The organism is Periweissella fabalis, from assembly GCF_012396505.1.
GTDB lineage: Bacteria > Bacillota > Bacilli > Lactobacillales > Lactobacillaceae > Periweissella > Periweissella fabalis.
In genome coordinates this window covers 374,467-392,481 of the sequence record NZ_JAAXPN010000001.1, presented here as the reverse complement: position 1 = coordinate 392,481, position 18,015 = coordinate 374,467, and the positions used below count along the sequence as shown (strand labels likewise).

Below are 18,015 nucleotides of genomic sequence, written 5' to 3'. Positions count from 1 at the left end.
TTGTTTTAATCAAAATACAATACTTTTAATATATCATTCTCTAATGCTATCAATATACAAGTGAATTTACAAACTTTTTCTAATTTTTAATTTAAAAAATTAATAATACGCACCAATTTAAAAACGTTACGGCAAGCTTACCGTAACGTTTTTAGTAAAAAATTATTGTTGCTTATAGACGTGTTTTTCGTCTTGAATTCCCGCTAAAACAAACCGATTAGGATCATTGGTTAAATCAAACATCACATTTTGACCATCATTTGGTGCTTTATCGGCAAAAATTTCTTCATATTCAGCAACACTAACCTGTGTTCGCTTAGCAAACAAAGCATTAAAGTCAGTTTGTAAGCCATGCTTAAAGTTAGCTTCAACGGTGGCTGAGTAAAATTCTCCCTCGGCCCCTGAGCCATAACTAAACAAACCAATTCGATCCCCAGCTTGAACTGAACCATTTGCCAATAACGAAATCAAGCTCAAGTACAAGGAACCGGTATATAAATTCCCTACCCGTCGATTATAAACGCGACTAGCTTCAAATTCAGCAAGTAACGCTGCTTGTTGGTCTTCAGTTGCTTCAGGTAAGATTTCGCGTAAGCCTTTTAAGCCCATTTTGGTAAATGGTAAGTGAAATGCAAAAGCTTTAAAATCATTAATGGCATGGCCAGTAGTGGACCGGTAACGATCCCATAATTCTTTAAAAAAATCTTGGTAGATATTTGCTGAAAAATGACCATCAACTAAAGCTTCACTCCGATAAATTGGCCGCCAAAAGTCCATCACATCATCTGACATGTAAACATTATCATCGTTAAAACTAATAACTTGTGGATTTGCTTTAACTAACATTGCCACCGCACCCCCACCTTGGGTAACTTCCCCAGGAGTATTAATACCATAACGTGCTACATCAGCGGCAATCACTAAAACTTGTTTTTCTGGATGGCTTGCAACGAAATCACGAGCAAACATTAATCCAGCCGTACCAGCATAGCATGCTTGTTTAAGTTCAAGTGTTCGAGCATAGCGATTTAGTTTAAGTAATTTTTGAATATAGACAGCAGCTGACTTAGAATTATCAATACCTGATTCAGTAGCTACTAAAATCATATCAATCATATCGCGATTGCTATCGTTAATAATCTGAGCAGCGGCACTTGCCCCTAATGTGACAATGTTTTGTGTTTTAGTAATTACTGCTTGTTCACTTTGACCAATCCCGATTAAGAATTTGTTTGGATCTGTATCCCGGGCATGGGCTAATTCTGTCAAATCAAGATATTTATCGCTTGTTGCAAAAGCGATTTGATCAATACCAATTTTCATTTGGTCCTCCTACTTGGATTTCATGAGAATAAAAAACGGAAACTTCCGTTATCGGGAAATTTCCATTAATGTAAATATGAAATCTCCATCTGATAAATATTTTACCATATAAATGAAGATTCAAAAAAATAGCAATCAAATAATAAATAAATATCACAAGCCGTTATCAAAAAATAATTATGTTTTATATTAGTTTACTGATGTATCTTGCATCCAGCCAAGTGCTAAAGCACCTTGACCGAGATGAGTTCCAATAACTGGACCAATTTCAGCAATTTCAATTGATAACGTTGGATAAGTTTGTTTTAATTCAGTATACCATTCCTCTGCCACTTTAGGTGCATTGGCATGATAAACAGTTAACTTAATTGTATACGGAACAGTTGCCATAACTTCGGCGAACAATTCTTCAACACGCTTACGTGCTTTCTTCATTGAACGTACTTTTTCAAATGCGACAATTTCATGAGTATTGTCATCAAAAGTTAGTAATGGTTTAATTTTTAAAACTGAACCAATAAAAGCACTTGCATTCGATAATCGACCGCCACGCACTAAATTTTGTAAATCATCAACAACAAAGAATTCTTTGATTGTTTTACGAACTTTGTCTAGTTCGGCCAAAATATCTTCTGGTGTTTCACCAGCATTAGCCATACGAGCAGCATCTATAACTAACTCACCCATTAACCGCATCGTAATTTGGCTATCGTATGGATAAATCTTAACCCCATCAATTTGATTAGCAACGTTTGCAACTGTATTATACATCCCTGAAATTGTAGATGATAAGTGAATTGAAATAATTGCATCAAACCCTTGATCACGTAGGCCTTCATAAACATTAATCAATTGACCAATAGCTGGTTGTGAAGTTGATGGGAATGATTGTGAATGAGCCAACATATCATAATATTGGGCGTTTGAAACTGTTACGCCTTCTTCATATACCTGTCCATCTACAATCACCGGAATTGGAATAACAGTAATATTATTATTCGCAACTTCTTCGTCGTTTAAGTAACAAGTACTGTCAGTAACCACGGCGATTTTCATTCAATAACCCTCGTTTCTCTAAAAAATACAGATAAATTTTATTTTCAATATCAAAATTTTTCAATATCAAAATATATTCTATCATACTGTTTTGTTAAACAGCTTGTCAAATTGCTATATAAAAACTTAATTATTCTGCAACACGTCCCATTGATTTTTCTAAGCGATTTAATAAAATTCGAAGCATATTAATTTCTTCATTAGACCATTTGTCAAAAATAACACCTTCAAGTTTTTGATATTCTGTATTAATTGCCAAAACAGCTTCTGTCCCTTTTGGTAAAACAGAATATACAAGTTGCCGACGATCGCGACCGGTGGCAACTTTATCGACAAATTCTTTTGCAAAAATACTTTTTAATTGTCTTGAAAGTGTTGATGTATCAAGTCCGGTTTCTGCTGATAACTTATCTTGAGTATCAAAGCCAGCCATCATAGTTGTCAGTAATTGCCACTCGGCAATGGTTAAATTATATTGCTTTGTAATTTTCATTAACGCACTACGTTGAATTTTCTCACTATCGCGTAAAGCATCCAAACTTGATTTCATAATACTATATGTCCTTTAGTTAACTAAAATTGAATTTCTTTTAGTTTATCATATTAAACGCTTATTGTATATACCAACTATATATTTGGCGATTATTAATATAAATATTAATTTAAGATGGCTATTAATTGTACATTGAAAATTACTTAATAAACTCGAATTAATACTAAGCTTACTACTACAACTGAGTTTTAACTTTATCTACAATCTATGTAAAATGCGGTATAATAGTAACTATTGAATTATTTTACAAATGGAGGAACATGCTCAATGAGTTTTGACGGTTTATTTACGCATGCAATGGTTACTGAACTCCAAGGGCTTTTAGTTGGTGGACGAATCGCTAAGATTCATCAACCCTACCCCCAAGAAGTTATTTTAGTGATTCGGAATAATGGTAAGAATTATCCGCTACTATTATCTGCACATCCTACTTTTGCGCGGGCTCAAATCACTAACATTCCGTACGCTAACCCAACCACCCCACCATCTTTTGCGATGATGTTACGCAAACACCTCGAAGGTGCCAAAATCGAAAAGATTGAACAAGTTGAAAATGACCGGATTATTAAATTATCAGTTTTAACCCATGATGAACTCGGAGATTTAGAGGAAGTTGTGTTAATTCTTGAAATGATGGGCCGTCACTCAAACTTGTTCTTGGTTAACCAAAAGACTAATAAGATTATTGAATTAATCAAACACGTTTCGGCCGATCAAAACCGGGTCCGTTCACTATACCCTGGGGCGCAATATATTGCCCCACCTAAGCAAGATGTTATTAACCCATATGATTCATTGCAAGGCTTGGCGAACTTTATCTTGGATATTCCTGATCAAAAAGATTTAGCTAAAGCGATTCAAGGCCATTTTCAAGGTTTTGCCTTTGATTCGGCGCTAGAATTAGCAACCGTAGTACATGAACCCGGCGATGCTATGGCCCATGCTCAAAACTGGTTGGCAAACTTTAGTACCCCGGCACCACAATTAATTGATTTAGCGACGAACAACAAAGTCGTCTTTGCACCATTTAAGTGGTTAACTTTACCTGGAACAGTGCGTGAATTTGCGACCTTGGGCGAAATGTTAGATATCTACTTTGCCGATCGTGCTGAACGTGACCGGGTACAACAACAAGCTGGTAATGTGATTCGCGTCGTCCGTAATGAAATTAAGAAGAACAAAACTAAGTTAAAGAAGCTTGAAAAAACTCTTGACGAATCAGCCCATGCCGACGAATTTAAGGTTAAAGGTGAGTTATTAACGACCTACCTTTACCAAGTTGAACGTGGAATGACGGAAATTACGTTACCAAATTATTATGACAATGAAAAACCAATGAAAATTCCATTGAGTAATCAAATTGGTCCTTCTCAAAATGCACAAAAATATTTTACCAAGTATAATAAGTTAAAAAAGGCCGTGGCTTATGTTGACGAGCAAATTGCTCTGACTCAACATGAACTTGAGTACCTAGAAAATATTATGGCACAAATTGAAATTGCCAGTCCCAAAGATATTAATGAAATCCGAATGGAGTTGACGACGGAAGGTTATATTCGCAATAAAGCTAAGAACAAAAAAGCCCGCTTGCAAATCTCACAACCAGAAAAATTCTATGCAACGGATGGCACGTTAATTGAAGTTGGGAAAAATAATTTGCAAAATGATAAATTAAGCCTTAAAACAGCAGCACGCAACGATATTTGGTTGCACGTCCAAAAAATGGCAGGTTCGCATGTTATTATTCATGATAGTAATCCCAGTGAGCAAACGTTATTAGAAGGTGCCACCCTCGCTGCTTACTTCTCAAAAGCCCGCGAATCAGCTAACGTTCCGGTTGATTATCTTCCGGCTAAATTGTTACGTAAACCCAATGGTTCCAAACCCGGTTATGTAATTTTTGAAGGTCAATCAACTATGTATGTTACGCCGGATGCCCAATTAATTGACCAATTACGTAATAACAAAGCACAATAATGAATTCGCTATTTAAATAATAGAGAAAAAGAAAATGTAGTATCAATTAAGAGCCAATATATTCGAATTATGACAATAACCTCCTTGAAAAATTCTTCAAGGAGGTTATTTAGTGTATTTCTCGATATTACCAGACTTTTGGCATACTCTTTTTGCGTCTATAGTAATCTATTATTAATTTTTTCTTCCATTATATAGTGATATTTTAGACCTTATTAGCTAGCCTTAAGAACTATGTTTGTTGTTAGGATTCAATAAAGCATAATAATTCATATCACGTAATTCACCGTGTAAATTAAAATCAGCTGGGTGCATACCAATAAATTGAAAATGGCATTTTTCAGCAACTCGATTACTGGCAGTATTAGCTACATCAATTTGGAGAGTCAATTTATTAAAAGTTAATACAGTGAATGCGTAGTTACAAAAGAATTTTACAACTGTAGTCATGATGCCTTGACCACTTATTTTATTACTTAGCCAGTAACCAATATCTGCTTTACGAACACTTTGATTTATATTATGTAGGTCAATTGCACCAATAATGTCATCGCCAGAAGCGATAAAGAATAGTTGACTGGTACCTTGAATATGAGCCATTTGCATGCTCCGAATGAAATTTTCTTCAAGTTCTTTAGCAATCATTTGTTCTACCCATGGTAAAAATTGATTAAGATGTTCTCGATTTTCTGTAACTAAGTTAAATACCTCTTGACCCATATATATTTCCGGTTGTACTAGTTTTAAGTCATCGGTAATGGGAATACTGAACCATGCTCGTGTCATTAAAAAAATCCTCTACTGTATATGTTTGTTTCAGTATAGAATCATCCAATTAGTAAGACAAGCTTTTTATTAGCGAAAGTATTTAATCAACCGCCATATGAAAATCGTATAGCAAGCTACAATTAATATAAAGAGCGCTGCAATCCACCAAGTAGCTAATGGACTAGCTCCCTCTTTAATAGTGATGGTATTTAAAATAATGGCAATCATTCCTAAAATTGAATTATTAACTGCTAAGACTAATACAATACGATCAAATGAATTTTCATGTCCTGAGAGTGGATTAAGTGCGACAGCAAGCAGACCAATTAATGACATAATAATCATTCCAATAGCCCCACTCAAATGATAGCCTTCAACAGGTTGAATCCATAGTGCTAAGCTTAAATTTAAACTAGCAATTAAGCTAACAATTAACCAACTAATAAAGCTTTGGATAAAATCTTTGGTGTGTGCCAATGTTTTACAAATTAAACACGCGCCAGCCATTGAGCCAAATGTAAATAAGACGGTACCATTTAAATCAAAAGTGTGACTAGGGCCCAGAATTTGTGGAAATGCAAACGCAAGTGCAAATAACAAACTAGCTTTCACATAGCTAATACCGGAATGAGGGATTGTATTTAAATGTAACTTGGCCAAATCTACTGCTGTCTTCTTAAAATAAGTTTGACAATCTTGATGTGTCTTTTGAAGTTGAACAATTTGGCGTAAAACTATACGTTTATGTTCTTCTAAAGCATGTGGACGGCAAAAAGCTCCGTTATCATCTAAATATTGTGCATAGCACTGATAGTAATGATCGTTTTCAAGATCTAATTGTTGCTGCAAATGTTGATTTTCTGCACTAATGGCTTCAATCGACTGAGCAGTCATAATATGTCCCCTCCTTTACTGTAACTACAATATTTTGAGTATCATTTTAGCATGTTTATGGAGGCTTTTGCATGGTTTTGAATTAGGGCATTTACAATTTTTAGTAAAGTTAATATAGTTTGTAGATATATGAATAGAAGCTTAATTTGTCTTACAATATTCTTTAAAATATGCTTACTTATTGATAGCGAATTAAGCATCGTTTATACTTTGGGTAACCTTGAAAGGATGGTTTAAGTACATGGAAGAAAAACTTAAATATAATACAACAATCGGTGAACAAATTGGCTACCTTGTTAAAATGGATCAAACTAACTTGGCGGCAACAACTTTGGAATCAGACTTAATTGAATTGGTAAATATCTTTGTTTCACAAATTAATGGTTGTGCCTTTTGTACCAATGCACATCTTAAAAAGGCCCGTAAAGTAAATACCGATGAACGTAAATTAACATTTCTACCAGTTTGGAAAGAAGCCCATCTCTATACTGAGCGTGAACAAATGGCCTTAGATTTAGCTTATAAAATTACCAACATTCAAAACTATGTTGTGACAGATGGTTACTATCATCGTGTCCGCACTATTTTTAGCGAAAAAGAATACTTAGAATTAATCTTAGTAATTAATAATATTAATTTTTGGAATCGGATGATGTTAGCGACTGGGAATAGTAGTATTACTGAATAAGATCTTAAGAAAGCATAACAGAGTCAGATAATATCGAGAAATACTAGCAAAAAAGCCAGGAAAAATAAATTTTCCCTAGCTTTTTTTGTAATTGGAATATATCGGATTTCTATGATAAGTTTTAACAGCAAATACTTACTAAAATTAAGGGATGGCACACTCCCTTTTTAATATTTTTAATTCATACTTTTTAATTGTTTACGAGTATTAAAATACTTACGATATCCTAAATAAGCAGCAATGAAGGAAGCAATACTAGCAGTTGAAATTAACATAAATGTGACCATAATTTGGTATTTAATTGCCCGAACCGGATCGATACCTGCAAATATTAGACCCGACATCATTCCTGGTAAGCTAACAATGCCGACCGTTTTAGCTCCATCAATGGTTGGTTGCATAGCTGTTTTAATACTCATCCGAATAATTGGTAATGTTGCATCTTTTAAATCAGCTCCCAAAGTTAGTTTTTCAATTACTTGTTGGCGTTGATCTTTGAAAGCTTGATCCATTGTCTTAAAGCATAAACCAACAGCAATCATTGCATTTGAGGCAATCATTCCAGTAATTGGAATGATTTGAAATGGTACTAGTTTGATTGCTCCAGCTAATATAAGACCGCTTAAAGTGATAATAGTTCCGATTCCTATGGCAGCAAGTGAAATTTTAAATGATTTAAGGGCGCTGCGTTTCATTGCATTATAACTAGCATTAAAAATAATTAACGTCGCGATAATTAAAGTTACCCACAATTGATCAAGCTGGATTATGTATCGTAAAACATAGCCGACAATTACTAACTGAATTACTGCTCGAATGATGGCAATAATCATATCACGATCAAGGCCTAATTTTTCACGCCAAGCAATAAAAAGAGCAATTAAGACCAGTAATGCGACATAAAATAAAGACTGATTATTAACAGCAATTCCCATTATGCGTGTCCTCCTGTTACTAAATGGCCATCATTGACTTCAATTATTTGTTTAGCTTGCGTAATTTCTGTCTCATCATGTGTTATTTGGATAATGGTTGTTTGATGGTCAACATTCATTTGTTGAATTAAATTATGAATAATAGCCTTATTTTCATAATCTAACCCTGTAGTAACCTCATCAAGTAGTAATACTTGTGGTTTGAAAATAATATTACGTAACAATGCAATCCGTTGGCGCTCACCACCAGATAAATTTTCAATGGGGTGATCAAGATAACTAGCATCCATATGGGCTTCTTGCAACAGGGTTTCTGCTTTCGTTACATCGAATTTTATCTTCCGTATTTGGAATGGAAAGGCTAAATTATCACGAACAGTGTCACCAAATAAAGTTGGTTGCTGTACACAATATGATACTTCTCGGCGATAGTTAATAGGATTTAACGTTAAAATATTTTGACCGTTATACTTTATTAAACCACTAGTAGGATCAGTTAAACTGGCCATAACCTTAAGTATAGTACTCTTTCCACTCCCTGATGGGCCAATTATAGTTAAATAGTCCCCTTTAGTAATCGCTAAATTTATATTTGAAATAATTACTTTATTTTCACGAGTAATACCAACATCATTTAATTCAAACTGCATAATTTTAACTCCTTTATTAACAATAACTTTATTAATTATTATATTAGTTTTACCATTGTAATGCACAAATTAATTATAAGATTTAAATTTTAAATTATACTTACGATTATTTAAAATAAATATTGAGAAATACCTATTTATTTCCAAGATTTGTGTTATCCTTGATTAATTAGTTAAATGACTACTAGCATAGTTCGGGGGAACTTAATGGTAGCTACCAGACAATAATTAGGGGATTTTTGGTATATTTTATTTGACTAATTCTAAGCATCAGTGATGAATTACAATAACTGATGCTTTTTTGATACAAAAAAGATTGTAATTTTTAGCTTTTTAGCTAGAATAAAAAGTATTATGCACGATAATTAATAGATATCTAGGATGGTGGGCTTTATGGATAATACAACATGTATATTTTGTCAACGTCAACAAATTACTTTTATTCTTGAAAACGATCTGGCTGGTGCATTTTGGGATGCATATCCGGTTAGTACAGGGCATTTGCTAATAATTCCAAAAGTTCATCGACAAAATTATTTTGAATTGACTAATCCTGAAATAGTTGCAATTAACTCATTGATTCATGAAGCAAAGGATTTATTGGAGCATGATTTTCACCCCGATGGCTACAATATCGGCATTAACGTTAACGATGCAGCCGGGCAAACAGTCATGCATGCTCATATCCATGTTATTCCCCGTTACTTAGGTGATGATGCACATCCAGCTGGCGGTATTCGTAAGATGTTCCCCGGTGGTGGTGAATTTAACTAAAAAAGATTGGAGTAATAAATTAATATGAAAGTTCGTTATCAAACACCCAGTGCCGTTTTTGCCTTAATGTTTTCTCCCGATGGAACGCAAATTTTATTACAAAAACGCCAAAATACCGGCTATCAAGATGGTGCCTATGATTTAGCAGCCACCGGTCACGTTGAAGCTGGTGAAACATTACCACAAGCTTTATGCCGTGAACTAAATGAAGAGTTAGGAATTACAGTTTTACCAGGACAATTAGAATTTGCCACCATGATTCATAAACATGATCGCGATACGGATAAAGTTTATTTTAATGGCTATTTCAAAGTACTAAGTTATGATGGAATTCCGCAAGTGATGGAACCACATAAAAATGCCGGCTTAAGTTGGTGGCCAATCAGCCAATTACCAGCGACGTTAATTGGTGATCGTAAATTGGCCCTTGAACAATATGCTAAAGGCATTCCCTATAGTGAACTTGGATGGTAATAAAGCTTATTTCAGTTAATGAACAATTGTGATACCTTGACGATAAGCTAATGTTAAGGAGGTTTGTAATATGAAAACATATCAATATACCCATTTATTACCAATATTAAAGCACGCCATTCAGGATAATGACATCAAAGCAATTACTAATATCTATCAAAACATTGAACAATTACAACAAGCAATTTTAGCTAATGAAAATGGACAAACTGCACATCAGATTGAAAAATTGAGAAAAGTAATTGTGCTATACATTTTGCAAAATCACAACTCTTATCCTGATAGTTTACAGCCACTTATAAACGCATTACGCCAATTAGAGCATCCTGATATGTAATAACAAATGGTTAAAAATTTGCTATTACGGCGATAAGTTACTTCTAAATACGTTCCAAAATAGAAATTCGATATATTCAAATATGACAAATACCTCTCTGAAGAACTTTTCTTTAGAGAGGTATTTGTCATATTGTTTAATAAACTAGCTACGTATATTAATAGCTATGGTTTAGTTATGTTTGTATTGGTAGTTGTAATCTGCAAGTAAATCTAATATTGCTGTAGCGACTTGGCTATACGCGTCATCTGGTAAATTAGCCTCCGACACTCGAATAATCCCTTCTGCAGCACCAAAGCCTGCCCCATCCATTACTACTACTCCACTCTTTTTAGATAATTTATAGAGGAAATCAATTTGTTCAAAATTTTCAACTAAAAACGCACGAAAACCTTTGTCATAGCGTTGCTCAGCTAATTGATAAATATCAATTAAAGCATAATATTTAGAATTATATGGACTAATATTGGTAGATATTCCCAGATTAGTAAACAAAGCTGCATAGCGTTTCGCAACAATAGCTTTTGAAGCTTCAACGTAATAATCCCCATTATCAGCTTCAAGCAAATAGTTCAATGAAAATAAGACTTCCATTAATTGTTGTGGCGTTGATAAACCGGCTGTATGATAAAGGCCAACCGCTCGACTATCAGCAACAATGCGATCAATAAAATTCATCTCAGCTGGGGCCAAAACATTCAGTGCATAACGAGCATCGAGCTCTGCACGTTGATGTTGTGGTAATTGACTAATTAAGCGGTCAAAGACATTATCTTCGTGCGCGGCAATCATTCCCACGCGCCAGCCAGTTGCACCAAATAATTTTGAATAAGAATATACTAGTAACGTATTCTTAGGTACAACTGAATAGACCGATTGGAAGTTATCAACAAACGTACCATATACGTCATCAGTAATAATGATTAAATCCGGATTATTAGCAATTAATTGTTCAATTTGCTTTAAAGAATGTTCATTCAAGGCCATTGAACCGGGATTTGAAGGATTAACTAAAAATAAAGCTTTAATATCTGGATCACTTACTTTGGCTAATTCATCTGGTTGAATTTTCCAATTGTATTTAGCACTCGAAGTTAAATCAACTTCTACCATTTCATATTCGTTTAAAACTGGAATTTGCAAATACGGTGTAAAAATTGGTGTACTAACAGCAATTTTATCACCAGGATTTAATAAATGATTTACCCGTAGCGAATTAAAAATATAGACAATCGCTGCTGAACCACCTTCTGTTGGAAAAATATGTGTTTTATCTGCCAAATCAACGCCATTATAAAGCGTTGACTGTAGATAAGCATTTAAAATTTTTTCGGAGTGTTTCAATACGCGACTTGGGACAGGATAATTATTGCCAATTACGCCGTCTGTTATTTCTTTGACAAATTCATCACGGTTGATATTAAATTTATTAGCTACAAATTCAAGTGATTCAAGTAAAAAGTTATCAACTGCATCACCGTTATCTAGAAATTTAGCAAAGCGCGTTGATATATTATCAAGTATGGTGTACCCTGCCAAGTCTCCTTGCAAAATAGTTCGTCGGGATTCAGCAACGCCAAACTCTATTAAACGTGCAAATGCTAATCGGGCCTTAGTATTAATCCAATTAGGATTACCTCTACCAGCATCTAAAACGCTATTATTTTTTTCATTATGTTGGGCCAACTCTAACATTGCTTCGCTAATTTCAAAAGCACCAAGCTGTTCCGTTGATTGTTCAAGTTTTTTTTGATCGATTTCAGGGCTCATACGCCGCACACTCCGAATTTACTTATTTAACATGGTATTATGAAACACATCAATAATGGTATTTACTTTATATAAATGTGCTATATCAGAACGCCATTGCATAAATGCAATTCTAACGCAAAATTTATTTGATTAGTTATAAATAATAAATTCTTAAAAATTTTACTTATAGCTTATACTAGCAATATATTAACATGCTAAAAATACGACAATAGCCCTTGAAGGAATTCCTTCAAGGGCTATTGTCGTATTTTTAATAAGTCTTTTTAAATCACTAGTAATGATGATATACATGATACTCATGAACCACATGATATTCATGAACAACGTGTGGTTGAAACATTGGATGATAACCAAAGTGATACGTTGGCTCATAATATGAGTGATGAAAAAATGGGATGTGGAGGAATGGGTGAAAAAAGAATGGTGAAAAAAACTATGATAACCATAGCCGCCATAGTAATGATGAAAACTAAACAAACTATGCAACATTATCAAGATAATAATGATCCCAATAATTGGCACCAAACAACCTAGAGAATCACATCCTAATAGTGAGAAGCCCCCCCACATTGAATCGCCATTTCGATTTTTAAACCAAACTGCTATTGCGATAATAGCTAAAATGATAATAATTAATTCCATTTAAACTTACTGCCTATTGGCAATCCTTCTAAATATTTGCACAATATCAGTGCTTGAATTAATACTTTAGCTGAATAAATTTTGCTTCTCAAGTTGATTTACCTAATTTTAAGGACCTTAATAAACTAGTTAGAATGATAGAAAATATTTATTGTGAACTACTAAGGGAATATAACAAAAGTCGAACACTATCAAAAAATCTTAGTATCTGCTTTCGTACATACGTTATGGTAGTAATTATTATTAACTAACAGTCCTATCTGTGAAATATATGAATATTACTTACCTCTTATTAACCTGGCTAATTGCTTATAAATGCTTTCATCTGAATATTCTAAAACATTTCGTTCGTAGATTTTAAGACCAAATTTCAGTAGTAAAGCTACACTAATAATTTGTAATCCAATAGCACACCATGCCTGTGAATTACCAATAAAATCAAGAGCTAGTCGGCTAGGAACTAAGGTTTGTGAAATGAATGGTACGTAAGATGCTAAATTAATAAGTAAATTATGCGGTGATTGAGCAACAATAAATGATAATACATAACCAATCATGGCAATGTATGTCACTGGCTGAACAGCTTGTTGAACCTGACTTTGATCGTTTATCAGTGAAGCAATAATTGCTGCTAAGGTTAAATACATTAGGATAGCTAATAACAACATAATGACCGTTACTAAAGTAAACGACAAGCTTACATTGCTAAAAATTGTTCGTACACTTTGAAAAATGCGATTGTCTTTAAAAATAGCAATCGCCCCAGCACCAATGATGATGTAAAGCAGAATTTGCGTGATTGCTAAACTAAAAACACCAATAATTTTACCATAGAATTGACTAGCAGCACTTGTTGCAGCTAATAAAATTTCCATAATTCGTGATGATTTTTCATTAGCAATTTCTTGGGCAATAATTTGGACATAAAATAGTAAAATAATAAAGAATAAAACTCCTATTCCGATACTTAAAGCAGAATTTGCTCCTCTATTAGTATCAGTATTGGCAGTCCCATCTTTACTATTTATCTGTTGGATTTTTAGGTCAACTGGTGCTTGCAAGCTTTGTAATTGTGCTGCTGATATATTTAATTTATATGCCATTGCTGCCACTTTAAACTGTGTTAACAATGTCTGTAAGGTATCTTTATTAATACTAGTGTTACCAGTAGCTGATGTGACTAATTTAAAACTGTCTCCGGTTTGAATTAAATAACCATCAATATCAGCATCTTTTAATTGCCGTTTAGCAGCATTTTCTGTCGCAATATTTTTAACGTGGGCATTTAATGCTTTAGTAGCTTTGAGATCTTTAGTCAGCTGGGTTTGCTGTACAATTGCTAATGTTGCTTTGTCATTTGAAGATGATGCACTATCAAAAAGTAGAACAATACCGATTGAAAAAACTGCTAATAAGAGTGGTGATAAAACAAGCATCCAGTAAGTTAGTGATTTAAGTCGGGTACGATATGTCTGTTTAGCAACTATCAACCATGCATTTGTCATAATTTAACCTCCGTAGCAGCAACTTCTGTCCGAAAAATTTCATCTAATGATGGCGGTGTTTGCATAAAAGCGGGTACATAGTTAGTTGAGCTTGTTACCCGTTCAAATACAACTCGACCAACGGCTTCATCACTTATTTTAAGCATTCGTCCTAAATTAGATGGGGTTATTGAAATAACTCCTTCAATTCCTAATAGTTCAGCATCACTGATTGGCGATTCTAAATAAATACGTGTCCGACCAAAACTTTCACGAATTACATTAGTGGCCCCCGACAAGACAGTATTACCATTTTTTAACATCAATAAATGATCAGATAATGACTCAACACTTGCCATATTATGTGCACTAAAGATGATTCGTGCTCCTTCATCACTAAACTGTTTAATTTCACGCATCATTAACGAAGTATTAACCGGATCTAAACCAGTGAAAGGTTCATCTAAAATAAGTAATTGTGGTTGAAAAATTAAAGTTGCAATCAATTGTACTTTTTGAGCGTTTCCTTTAGATAACGTTTGAACTTTATCATTAGGCTTACCGACTACTTCTAATCGCTTTAACCATCGCTTTAGTTCGCTTTTTATAGTGTTGGCTTTCATGCCATGTAGTTCACCAAAATACAACATTTGCTGTTCAATAGTCCATTTTTGATATAAGCCGCGCTCTTCTGGTAAAAAGCCAATCTTTTTTCGTATTGCTTGGGTAATGGGTTGACCATCAAATAAGATTGTTCCATGATCTGGTTTAATAAAATCTAGTAACATACGAAATGTCGTTGTCTTACCAGCTCCATTTTGTCCAATCAAGCCCAATACTTGACCATCATTAAGCGTTAGTGATAAATCATTAACAGCTACTTTCGGTCCAAATTCTTTAGTTAAATGCTTAATTTCAATTGCCATTGTGCCCCCCTCTTTTTTAAAAATTATAATTATTGTAACATAAATGATTGTTGTCCAGTTCTTTTAAGAAATAATTAAAACAGGTCTCAACTCAAATTTTGTGAATAAAAAAGCCACTTGATTCATTGAAGCAAATCAAGTGGTTTTGTCAAACAATCAATAGTCCGGGGGGACTGTAATTTGAGGAAATCAAGATGGTTACCTTACCAAACTTAACCCCTTCCTATCTCATATACTTATTATAACAGTAAATAATAAATTGGGCATATTTGCGGTTTGTAATTTAGCTTAATTCCTTTTTGAGTTGACTAATTTGTTGGTTCAAGTATCGAATCTCGGCAATAGAACTGTTGGTAGTTAACATTAATTTATCTTTTTTAAATTCTAATTCTTGAATTTGGTTTGTAAGCTGCTGCTTTTTAAATCGTTTTTTAGGATTACTAACATCTTCATTAAGATTAATTTCATGCATTTTGTTATTACCAATTTTATATTGACGATGACAAATACTATTAATAAATTCATTGTCATGGCTAACCAAAATAACAGCTCCCCGATATGCTTGTAAAAAAGTTGTTAACGCTTGTAGTGCATCCAAATCAAGGTAATTATTTGGTTCATCTAGAAATAGTATATTATAGTCTCCTAAGAGGACGTTGGCTAGATTAGCACGAACTTTTTCACCACCACTTAAAACTGAGTAAGGCTTTTGCATAGTAGTATTACGAAAACCAAGCGCACCTAATAGGTCATAAATAACTTGTTTGTCTTGCGATGATGTTTGCTCAATAGCATGTAAAATTGATGAACCTTTTGGAAAGTCATCTAGTAATTGATTAAAAAAACCAATCTTAATTTTTGGATATTGATAAATAGTTAAAGGCTTGCCACTTACAACAGTTGTAAATAGTTGCTTAAGGAAAGTAGATTTACCACTACCATTATCACCAACTAAACCAATATGTTCACCAAATTTCACTGCAAAATGCTTGATTTCAAATATGGACTGTTTTTCTCGATAAATTATTTGATTTGTACTATCAAGTAATTTAATAGGTCGTAAGTTTAAAGTAGTAGTACGCTTTAGTTGGATGTTAATATGCTTTTCCTTACGTGGCTGCTTTAGTAAAGGCTCCTTTTCTAGGCGCTTGGTGATACTTTTGGCACTTTTAGCCATTTTACGGCCTTTAGCTTCATAATCAGACATTAAGCCATTTGCTTTAGCTTCAGAACTAGATACATTACGCTTATGGTGTCCAATACTTTGGGCACGTTGTTTGCGTTCATGGATGACATTTTTTAGACGTTGTCGATCAGTTTGCTGTTGCTCAAAAGCGGCTATTTCTTTAGCTGCTTGACTTGCCCGCATTTTTAGATAATCTGAATAACAACCAGAATAAGTTTGGAGTTGCATGTCATTGATATACCATATTTCAGTAGCAATAGCATTTAAGAGTTCTCGATCGTGACTAATTAGTAGTAAGGCTTTATTAGTACGTTGTAACTGCATAATCAGCCATTTACGTGTTGAAGCATCCAGATTGGCCGTTGGTTCATCTAAAATTAAGCAAGCTGCGGAACCATATAATAACTCAGTTAATCGTTTTTTGATATATTGACCAGCACTTAATGCTTTTACTGATTCAAGTTGTGCCAAATAACCAATGTCACCGGTTATTTTAACTTGCTTATTATCAGCCAAAATCTGTTTAATTAGTGTCGTTTTACCACTACCATTTGGCGCAACCAAGGCAATTTTACTCATTGGTTGGACAATAGCACTGTCAATTGTAAACAAAGTTGTCTGGGGCGTTGCAACGATGAAATCTTTGATTTGAATAATTGGCATATAAGCCTCCTTTGGATATAAAGGCAGGTTTAATGTGTTATAAAGATTGTTTTTTGGTATATACAAAAAGGGACCAAAAACTTTATTGATCCCTTTGCCTAAGTGTTTGCTATATATTTTGATATATTAAAAATTATTAGTATACCGATATGAGGGTAAGCAAAAATGGCACCATTAGCAATTAATCAATCTAAAAAGGACACACTCCACCTAAGAAATAGTCGATGAATGTGAAAGAAGATTGATTAAACTAACATTGACAGCTTACGCCTCCTGATTTCATTTGATACTACCATTTTAACGAATTAGTATGGACAATGCAATAAATACATTTGTGATATAATCAGCATACAATAAAAATATAAGGAGTTTATATATGGCGCAGATATATGAAGTAGCTGATTTACTTGATAAAATTAACGTTGAAATTTATGTCATTGATGAAGATGGTGGGGCAGAATTTGTTGGCGTTGCCGGGATGGCAAATGCTGAAGATAAATATCAAGTTGAATTTGATTACGATGAGATGTCGATAATTTTAGATCGACCACGTATAAATAAATATCTAGAAGCACATGGTATAACTATCATGGAGCTTGGTGATAGTGAAGAACACCCTAGTATTTTAGTAGTTGGTATTATGAATGGACTAGAAATAAGTGAACTATTTCAGCTCCTAAAAACGGAACTTAATATTTAAATTAGAATAAAATGATAAAATTATGTTGATTTGTTAATTTAACAAGCGTATATTTTAGCTAAGTTATTTAAAGGAGCTAATGATTATGTTAGATGAAAATACACAGCAATTGAATAACGCCCCTTTACTTTTCTGGTACCACGCAGATTAAATCTGAATGGAATTAGAAATATTTTTTCGATGCCATTTAGCCTCAAGTAGAAATTATTGAG

General features: G+C 33.8%; 18 protein-coding genes. 7 read left to right on the top strand and 11 right to left on the bottom strand.

The window, feature by feature from the left end:
- Positions 1 to 162 precede the first annotated feature (162 nt).
- From HF964_RS02065 to HF964_RS02055, 3 genes are all read right to left on the bottom strand, one after another.
- Complete coding sequence (locus HF964_RS02065) at positions 163 to 1,323, bottom strand: hydroxymethylglutaryl-CoA synthase (protein ID WP_168721378.1); 1,161 nt, start codon at positions 1,321 to 1,323, stop codon at positions 163 to 165.
- Between the two features lie 189 nt (positions 1,324 to 1,512).
- The gene (locus HF964_RS02060) at positions 1,513 to 2,379 is read right to left on the bottom strand and encodes a DegV family protein (protein WP_168721377.1); all 867 of its coding nucleotides are present in this window, start codon (positions 2,377 to 2,379) and stop codon (positions 1,513 to 1,515) included.
- 130 nt (positions 2,380 to 2,509) lie between these two features.
- Complete coding sequence (locus HF964_RS02055) at positions 2,510 to 2,929, bottom strand: MarR family winged helix-turn-helix transcriptional regulator (RefSeq protein WP_168721376.1); 420 nt, start codon at positions 2,927 to 2,929, stop codon at positions 2,510 to 2,512.
- Between the two features lie 270 nt (positions 2,930 to 3,199).
- Between HF964_RS02055 and HF964_RS02050 the strand changes: the two genes are divergently transcribed.
- Positions 3,200 to 4,909 (top strand): NFACT RNA binding domain-containing protein, encoded by a 1,710-nt coding sequence (locus tag HF964_RS02050; protein WP_168721375.1) that lies wholly within the window; start codon positions 3,200 to 3,202, stop codon positions 4,907 to 4,909.
- Positions 4,910 to 5,134: 225 nt separating this feature from the next.
- Here HF964_RS02050 and HF964_RS02045 read toward each other — a convergent pair whose 3' ends face one another.
- Both HF964_RS02045 and HF964_RS02040 read right to left on the bottom strand, forming a co-directional pair.
- A complete protein-coding gene (locus HF964_RS02045) occupies positions 5,135 to 5,695 on the bottom strand; it encodes a GNAT family N-acetyltransferase (protein ID WP_168721374.1) in 561 nt (186 codons plus the stop codon).
- A 69-nt stretch (positions 5,696 to 5,764) separates the two neighbouring features.
- Positions 5,765 to 6,571, bottom strand: a complete 807-nt coding sequence (locus HF964_RS02040; protein WP_168721373.1) for a hypothetical protein — start codon at positions 6,569 to 6,571, stop codon at positions 5,765 to 5,767.
- Positions 6,572 to 6,812: 241 nt separating this feature from the next.
- On the opposite strand from HF964_RS02040, the gene HF964_RS02035 reads away from it, so the two are divergent.
- Positions 6,813 to 7,259 (top strand): carboxymuconolactone decarboxylase family protein, encoded by a 447-nt coding sequence (locus tag HF964_RS02035; RefSeq protein ID WP_168721372.1) that lies wholly within the window; start codon positions 6,813 to 6,815, stop codon positions 7,257 to 7,259.
- 176 nt (positions 7,260 to 7,435) lie between these two features.
- On the opposite strand, the gene HF964_RS02030 is transcribed toward HF964_RS02035, so the two are convergent.
- Together HF964_RS02030 and HF964_RS02025 are read right to left on the bottom strand one after the other, a co-directional pair.
- On the bottom strand, positions 7,436 to 8,194 hold the full coding sequence (locus HF964_RS02030; protein ID WP_168721371.1) for an ABC transporter permease: 759 nt from the start codon (positions 8,192 to 8,194) through the stop codon (positions 7,436 to 7,438).
- Entirely contained in the window at positions 8,194 to 8,844 is a 651-nt protein-coding gene (locus HF964_RS02025) for an ABC transporter ATP-binding protein (protein WP_168721370.1), read from the bottom strand. Before HF964_RS02025 ends, HF964_RS02030 begins: the two co-directional genes overlap by 1 nt.
- A 393-nt stretch (positions 8,845 to 9,237) precedes the next feature.
- On the opposite strand from HF964_RS02025, the gene HF964_RS02020 reads away from it, so the two are divergent.
- From HF964_RS02020 to HF964_RS02010, 3 genes are all read left to right on the top strand, one after another.
- Positions 9,238 to 9,618, top strand: a complete 381-nt coding sequence (locus HF964_RS02020; RefSeq protein WP_168721369.1) for an HIT family protein — start codon at positions 9,238 to 9,240, stop codon at positions 9,616 to 9,618.
- Positions 9,619 to 9,642: 24 nt separating this feature from the next.
- A complete protein-coding gene (locus HF964_RS02015) occupies positions 9,643 to 10,092 on the top strand; it encodes an NUDIX hydrolase (protein WP_168721368.1) in 450 nt (149 codons plus the stop codon).
- Positions 10,093 to 10,162: 70 nt separating this feature from the next.
- Positions 10,163 to 10,429, top strand: a complete 267-nt coding sequence (locus HF964_RS02010; RefSeq protein WP_168721367.1) for a hypothetical protein — start codon at positions 10,163 to 10,165, stop codon at positions 10,427 to 10,429.
- 171 nt (positions 10,430 to 10,600) lie between these two features.
- Here the strand turns inward: HF964_RS02010 and HF964_RS02005 are convergent, their stop codons facing one another.
- Positions 10,601 to 12,199: a bifunctional aspartate transaminase/aspartate 4-decarboxylase gene (locus HF964_RS02005; protein ID WP_210726975.1), complete on the bottom strand. Its 1,599-nt coding sequence runs from the start codon at positions 12,197 to 12,199 to the stop codon at positions 10,601 to 10,603.
- A gap of 342 nt (positions 12,200 to 12,541) precedes the next feature.
- Here HF964_RS02005 and HF964_RS02000 point away from each other — a divergent pair, with 342 nt between their 5' ends.
- The gene (locus tag HF964_RS02000; protein WP_168721366.1) at positions 12,542 to 12,736 is read left to right on the top strand and encodes a hypothetical protein; all 195 of its coding nucleotides are present in this window, start codon (positions 12,542 to 12,544) and stop codon (positions 12,734 to 12,736) included.
- A 386-nt stretch (positions 12,737 to 13,122) separates the two neighbouring features.
- Here HF964_RS02000 and HF964_RS01995 read toward each other — a convergent pair whose 3' ends face one another.
- The 3 genes from HF964_RS01995 to HF964_RS01985 form a co-directional block, all read right to left on the bottom strand.
- On the bottom strand, positions 13,123 to 14,349 hold the full coding sequence (locus tag HF964_RS01995) for an ABC transporter permease (protein ID WP_168721365.1): 1,227 nt from the start codon (positions 14,347 to 14,349) through the stop codon (positions 13,123 to 13,125).
- Positions 14,346 to 15,254, bottom strand: a complete 909-nt coding sequence (locus HF964_RS01990) for an ABC transporter ATP-binding protein (RefSeq protein WP_168721364.1) — start codon at positions 15,252 to 15,254, stop codon at positions 14,346 to 14,348. Before HF964_RS01990 ends, HF964_RS01995 begins: the two co-directional genes overlap by 4 nt.
- A gap of 283 nt (positions 15,255 to 15,537) precedes the next feature.
- Positions 15,538 to 17,103, bottom strand: a complete 1,566-nt coding sequence (locus HF964_RS01985) for an ATP-binding cassette domain-containing protein (protein ID WP_168721363.1) — start codon at positions 17,101 to 17,103, stop codon at positions 15,538 to 15,540.
- A gap of 376 nt (positions 17,104 to 17,479) precedes the next feature.
- On the opposite strand from HF964_RS01985, the gene HF964_RS01980 reads away from it, so the two are divergent.
- Positions 17,480 to 17,803 (top strand): hypothetical protein, encoded by a 324-nt coding sequence (locus tag HF964_RS01980; protein ID WP_168721362.1) that lies wholly within the window; start codon positions 17,480 to 17,482, stop codon positions 17,801 to 17,803.
- Positions 17,804 to 18,015 lie beyond the last annotated feature (212 nt).

Bases quoted from the DNA above. Each gene is read 5' to 3' on its own strand.
- HF964_RS01990 (WP_168721364.1), bottom strand. From the start codon at position 15,254: ATGGCAATTGAAATTAAGCATTTAACTAAAGAATTTGGACCGAAAGTA.
- HF964_RS02045 (WP_168721374.1), bottom strand. From the start codon at position 5,695: ATGACACGAGCATGGTTCAGTATTCCCATTACCGATGACTTAAAACTA.
- HF964_RS01980 (WP_168721362.1), top strand. From the start codon at position 17,480: ATGGCGCAGATATATGAAGTAGCTGATTTACTTGATAAAATTAACGTT.
- HF964_RS02030 (WP_168721371.1), bottom strand. From the start codon at position 8,194: ATGGGAATTGCTGTTAATAATCAGTCTTTATTTTATGTCGCATTACTG.
- HF964_RS01985 (WP_168721363.1), bottom strand. From the start codon at position 17,103: ATGCCAATTATTCAAATCAAAGATTTCATCGTTGCAACGCCCCAGACA.
- HF964_RS02055 (WP_168721376.1), bottom strand. From the start codon at position 2,929: ATGAAATCAAGTTTGGATGCTTTACGCGATAGTGAGAAAATTCAACGT.
- HF964_RS02050 (WP_168721375.1), top strand. From the start codon at position 3,200: ATGAGTTTTGACGGTTTATTTACGCATGCAATGGTTACTGAACTCCAA.
- HF964_RS02015 (WP_168721368.1), top strand. From the start codon at position 9,643: ATGAAAGTTCGTTATCAAACACCCAGTGCCGTTTTTGCCTTAATGTTT.
- HF964_RS02065 (WP_168721378.1), bottom strand. From the start codon at position 1,323: ATGAAAATTGGTATTGATCAAATCGCTTTTGCAACAAGCGATAAATAT.
- HF964_RS02025 (WP_168721370.1), bottom strand. From the start codon at position 8,844: ATGCAGTTTGAATTAAATGATGTTGGTATTACTCGTGAAAATAAAGTA.
- HF964_RS02040 (WP_168721373.1), bottom strand. From the start codon at position 6,571: ATGACTGCTCAGTCGATTGAAGCCATTAGTGCAGAAAATCAACATTTG.
- HF964_RS02010 (WP_168721367.1), top strand. From the start codon at position 10,163: ATGAAAACATATCAATATACCCATTTATTACCAATATTAAAGCACGCC.
- HF964_RS02035 (WP_168721372.1), top strand. From the start codon at position 6,813: ATGGAAGAAAAACTTAAATATAATACAACAATCGGTGAACAAATTGGC.
- HF964_RS02005 (WP_210726975.1), bottom strand. From the start codon at position 12,199: ATGAGCCCTGAAATCGATCAAAAAAAACTTGAACAATCAACGGAACAG.
- HF964_RS02020 (WP_168721369.1), top strand. From the start codon at position 9,238: ATGGATAATACAACATGTATATTTTGTCAACGTCAACAAATTACTTTT.
- HF964_RS01995 (WP_168721365.1), bottom strand. From the start codon at position 14,349: ATGACAAATGCATGGTTGATAGTTGCTAAACAGACATATCGTACCCGA.
- HF964_RS02060 (WP_168721377.1), bottom strand. From the start codon at position 2,379: ATGAAAATCGCCGTGGTTACTGACAGTACTTGTTACTTAAACGACGAA.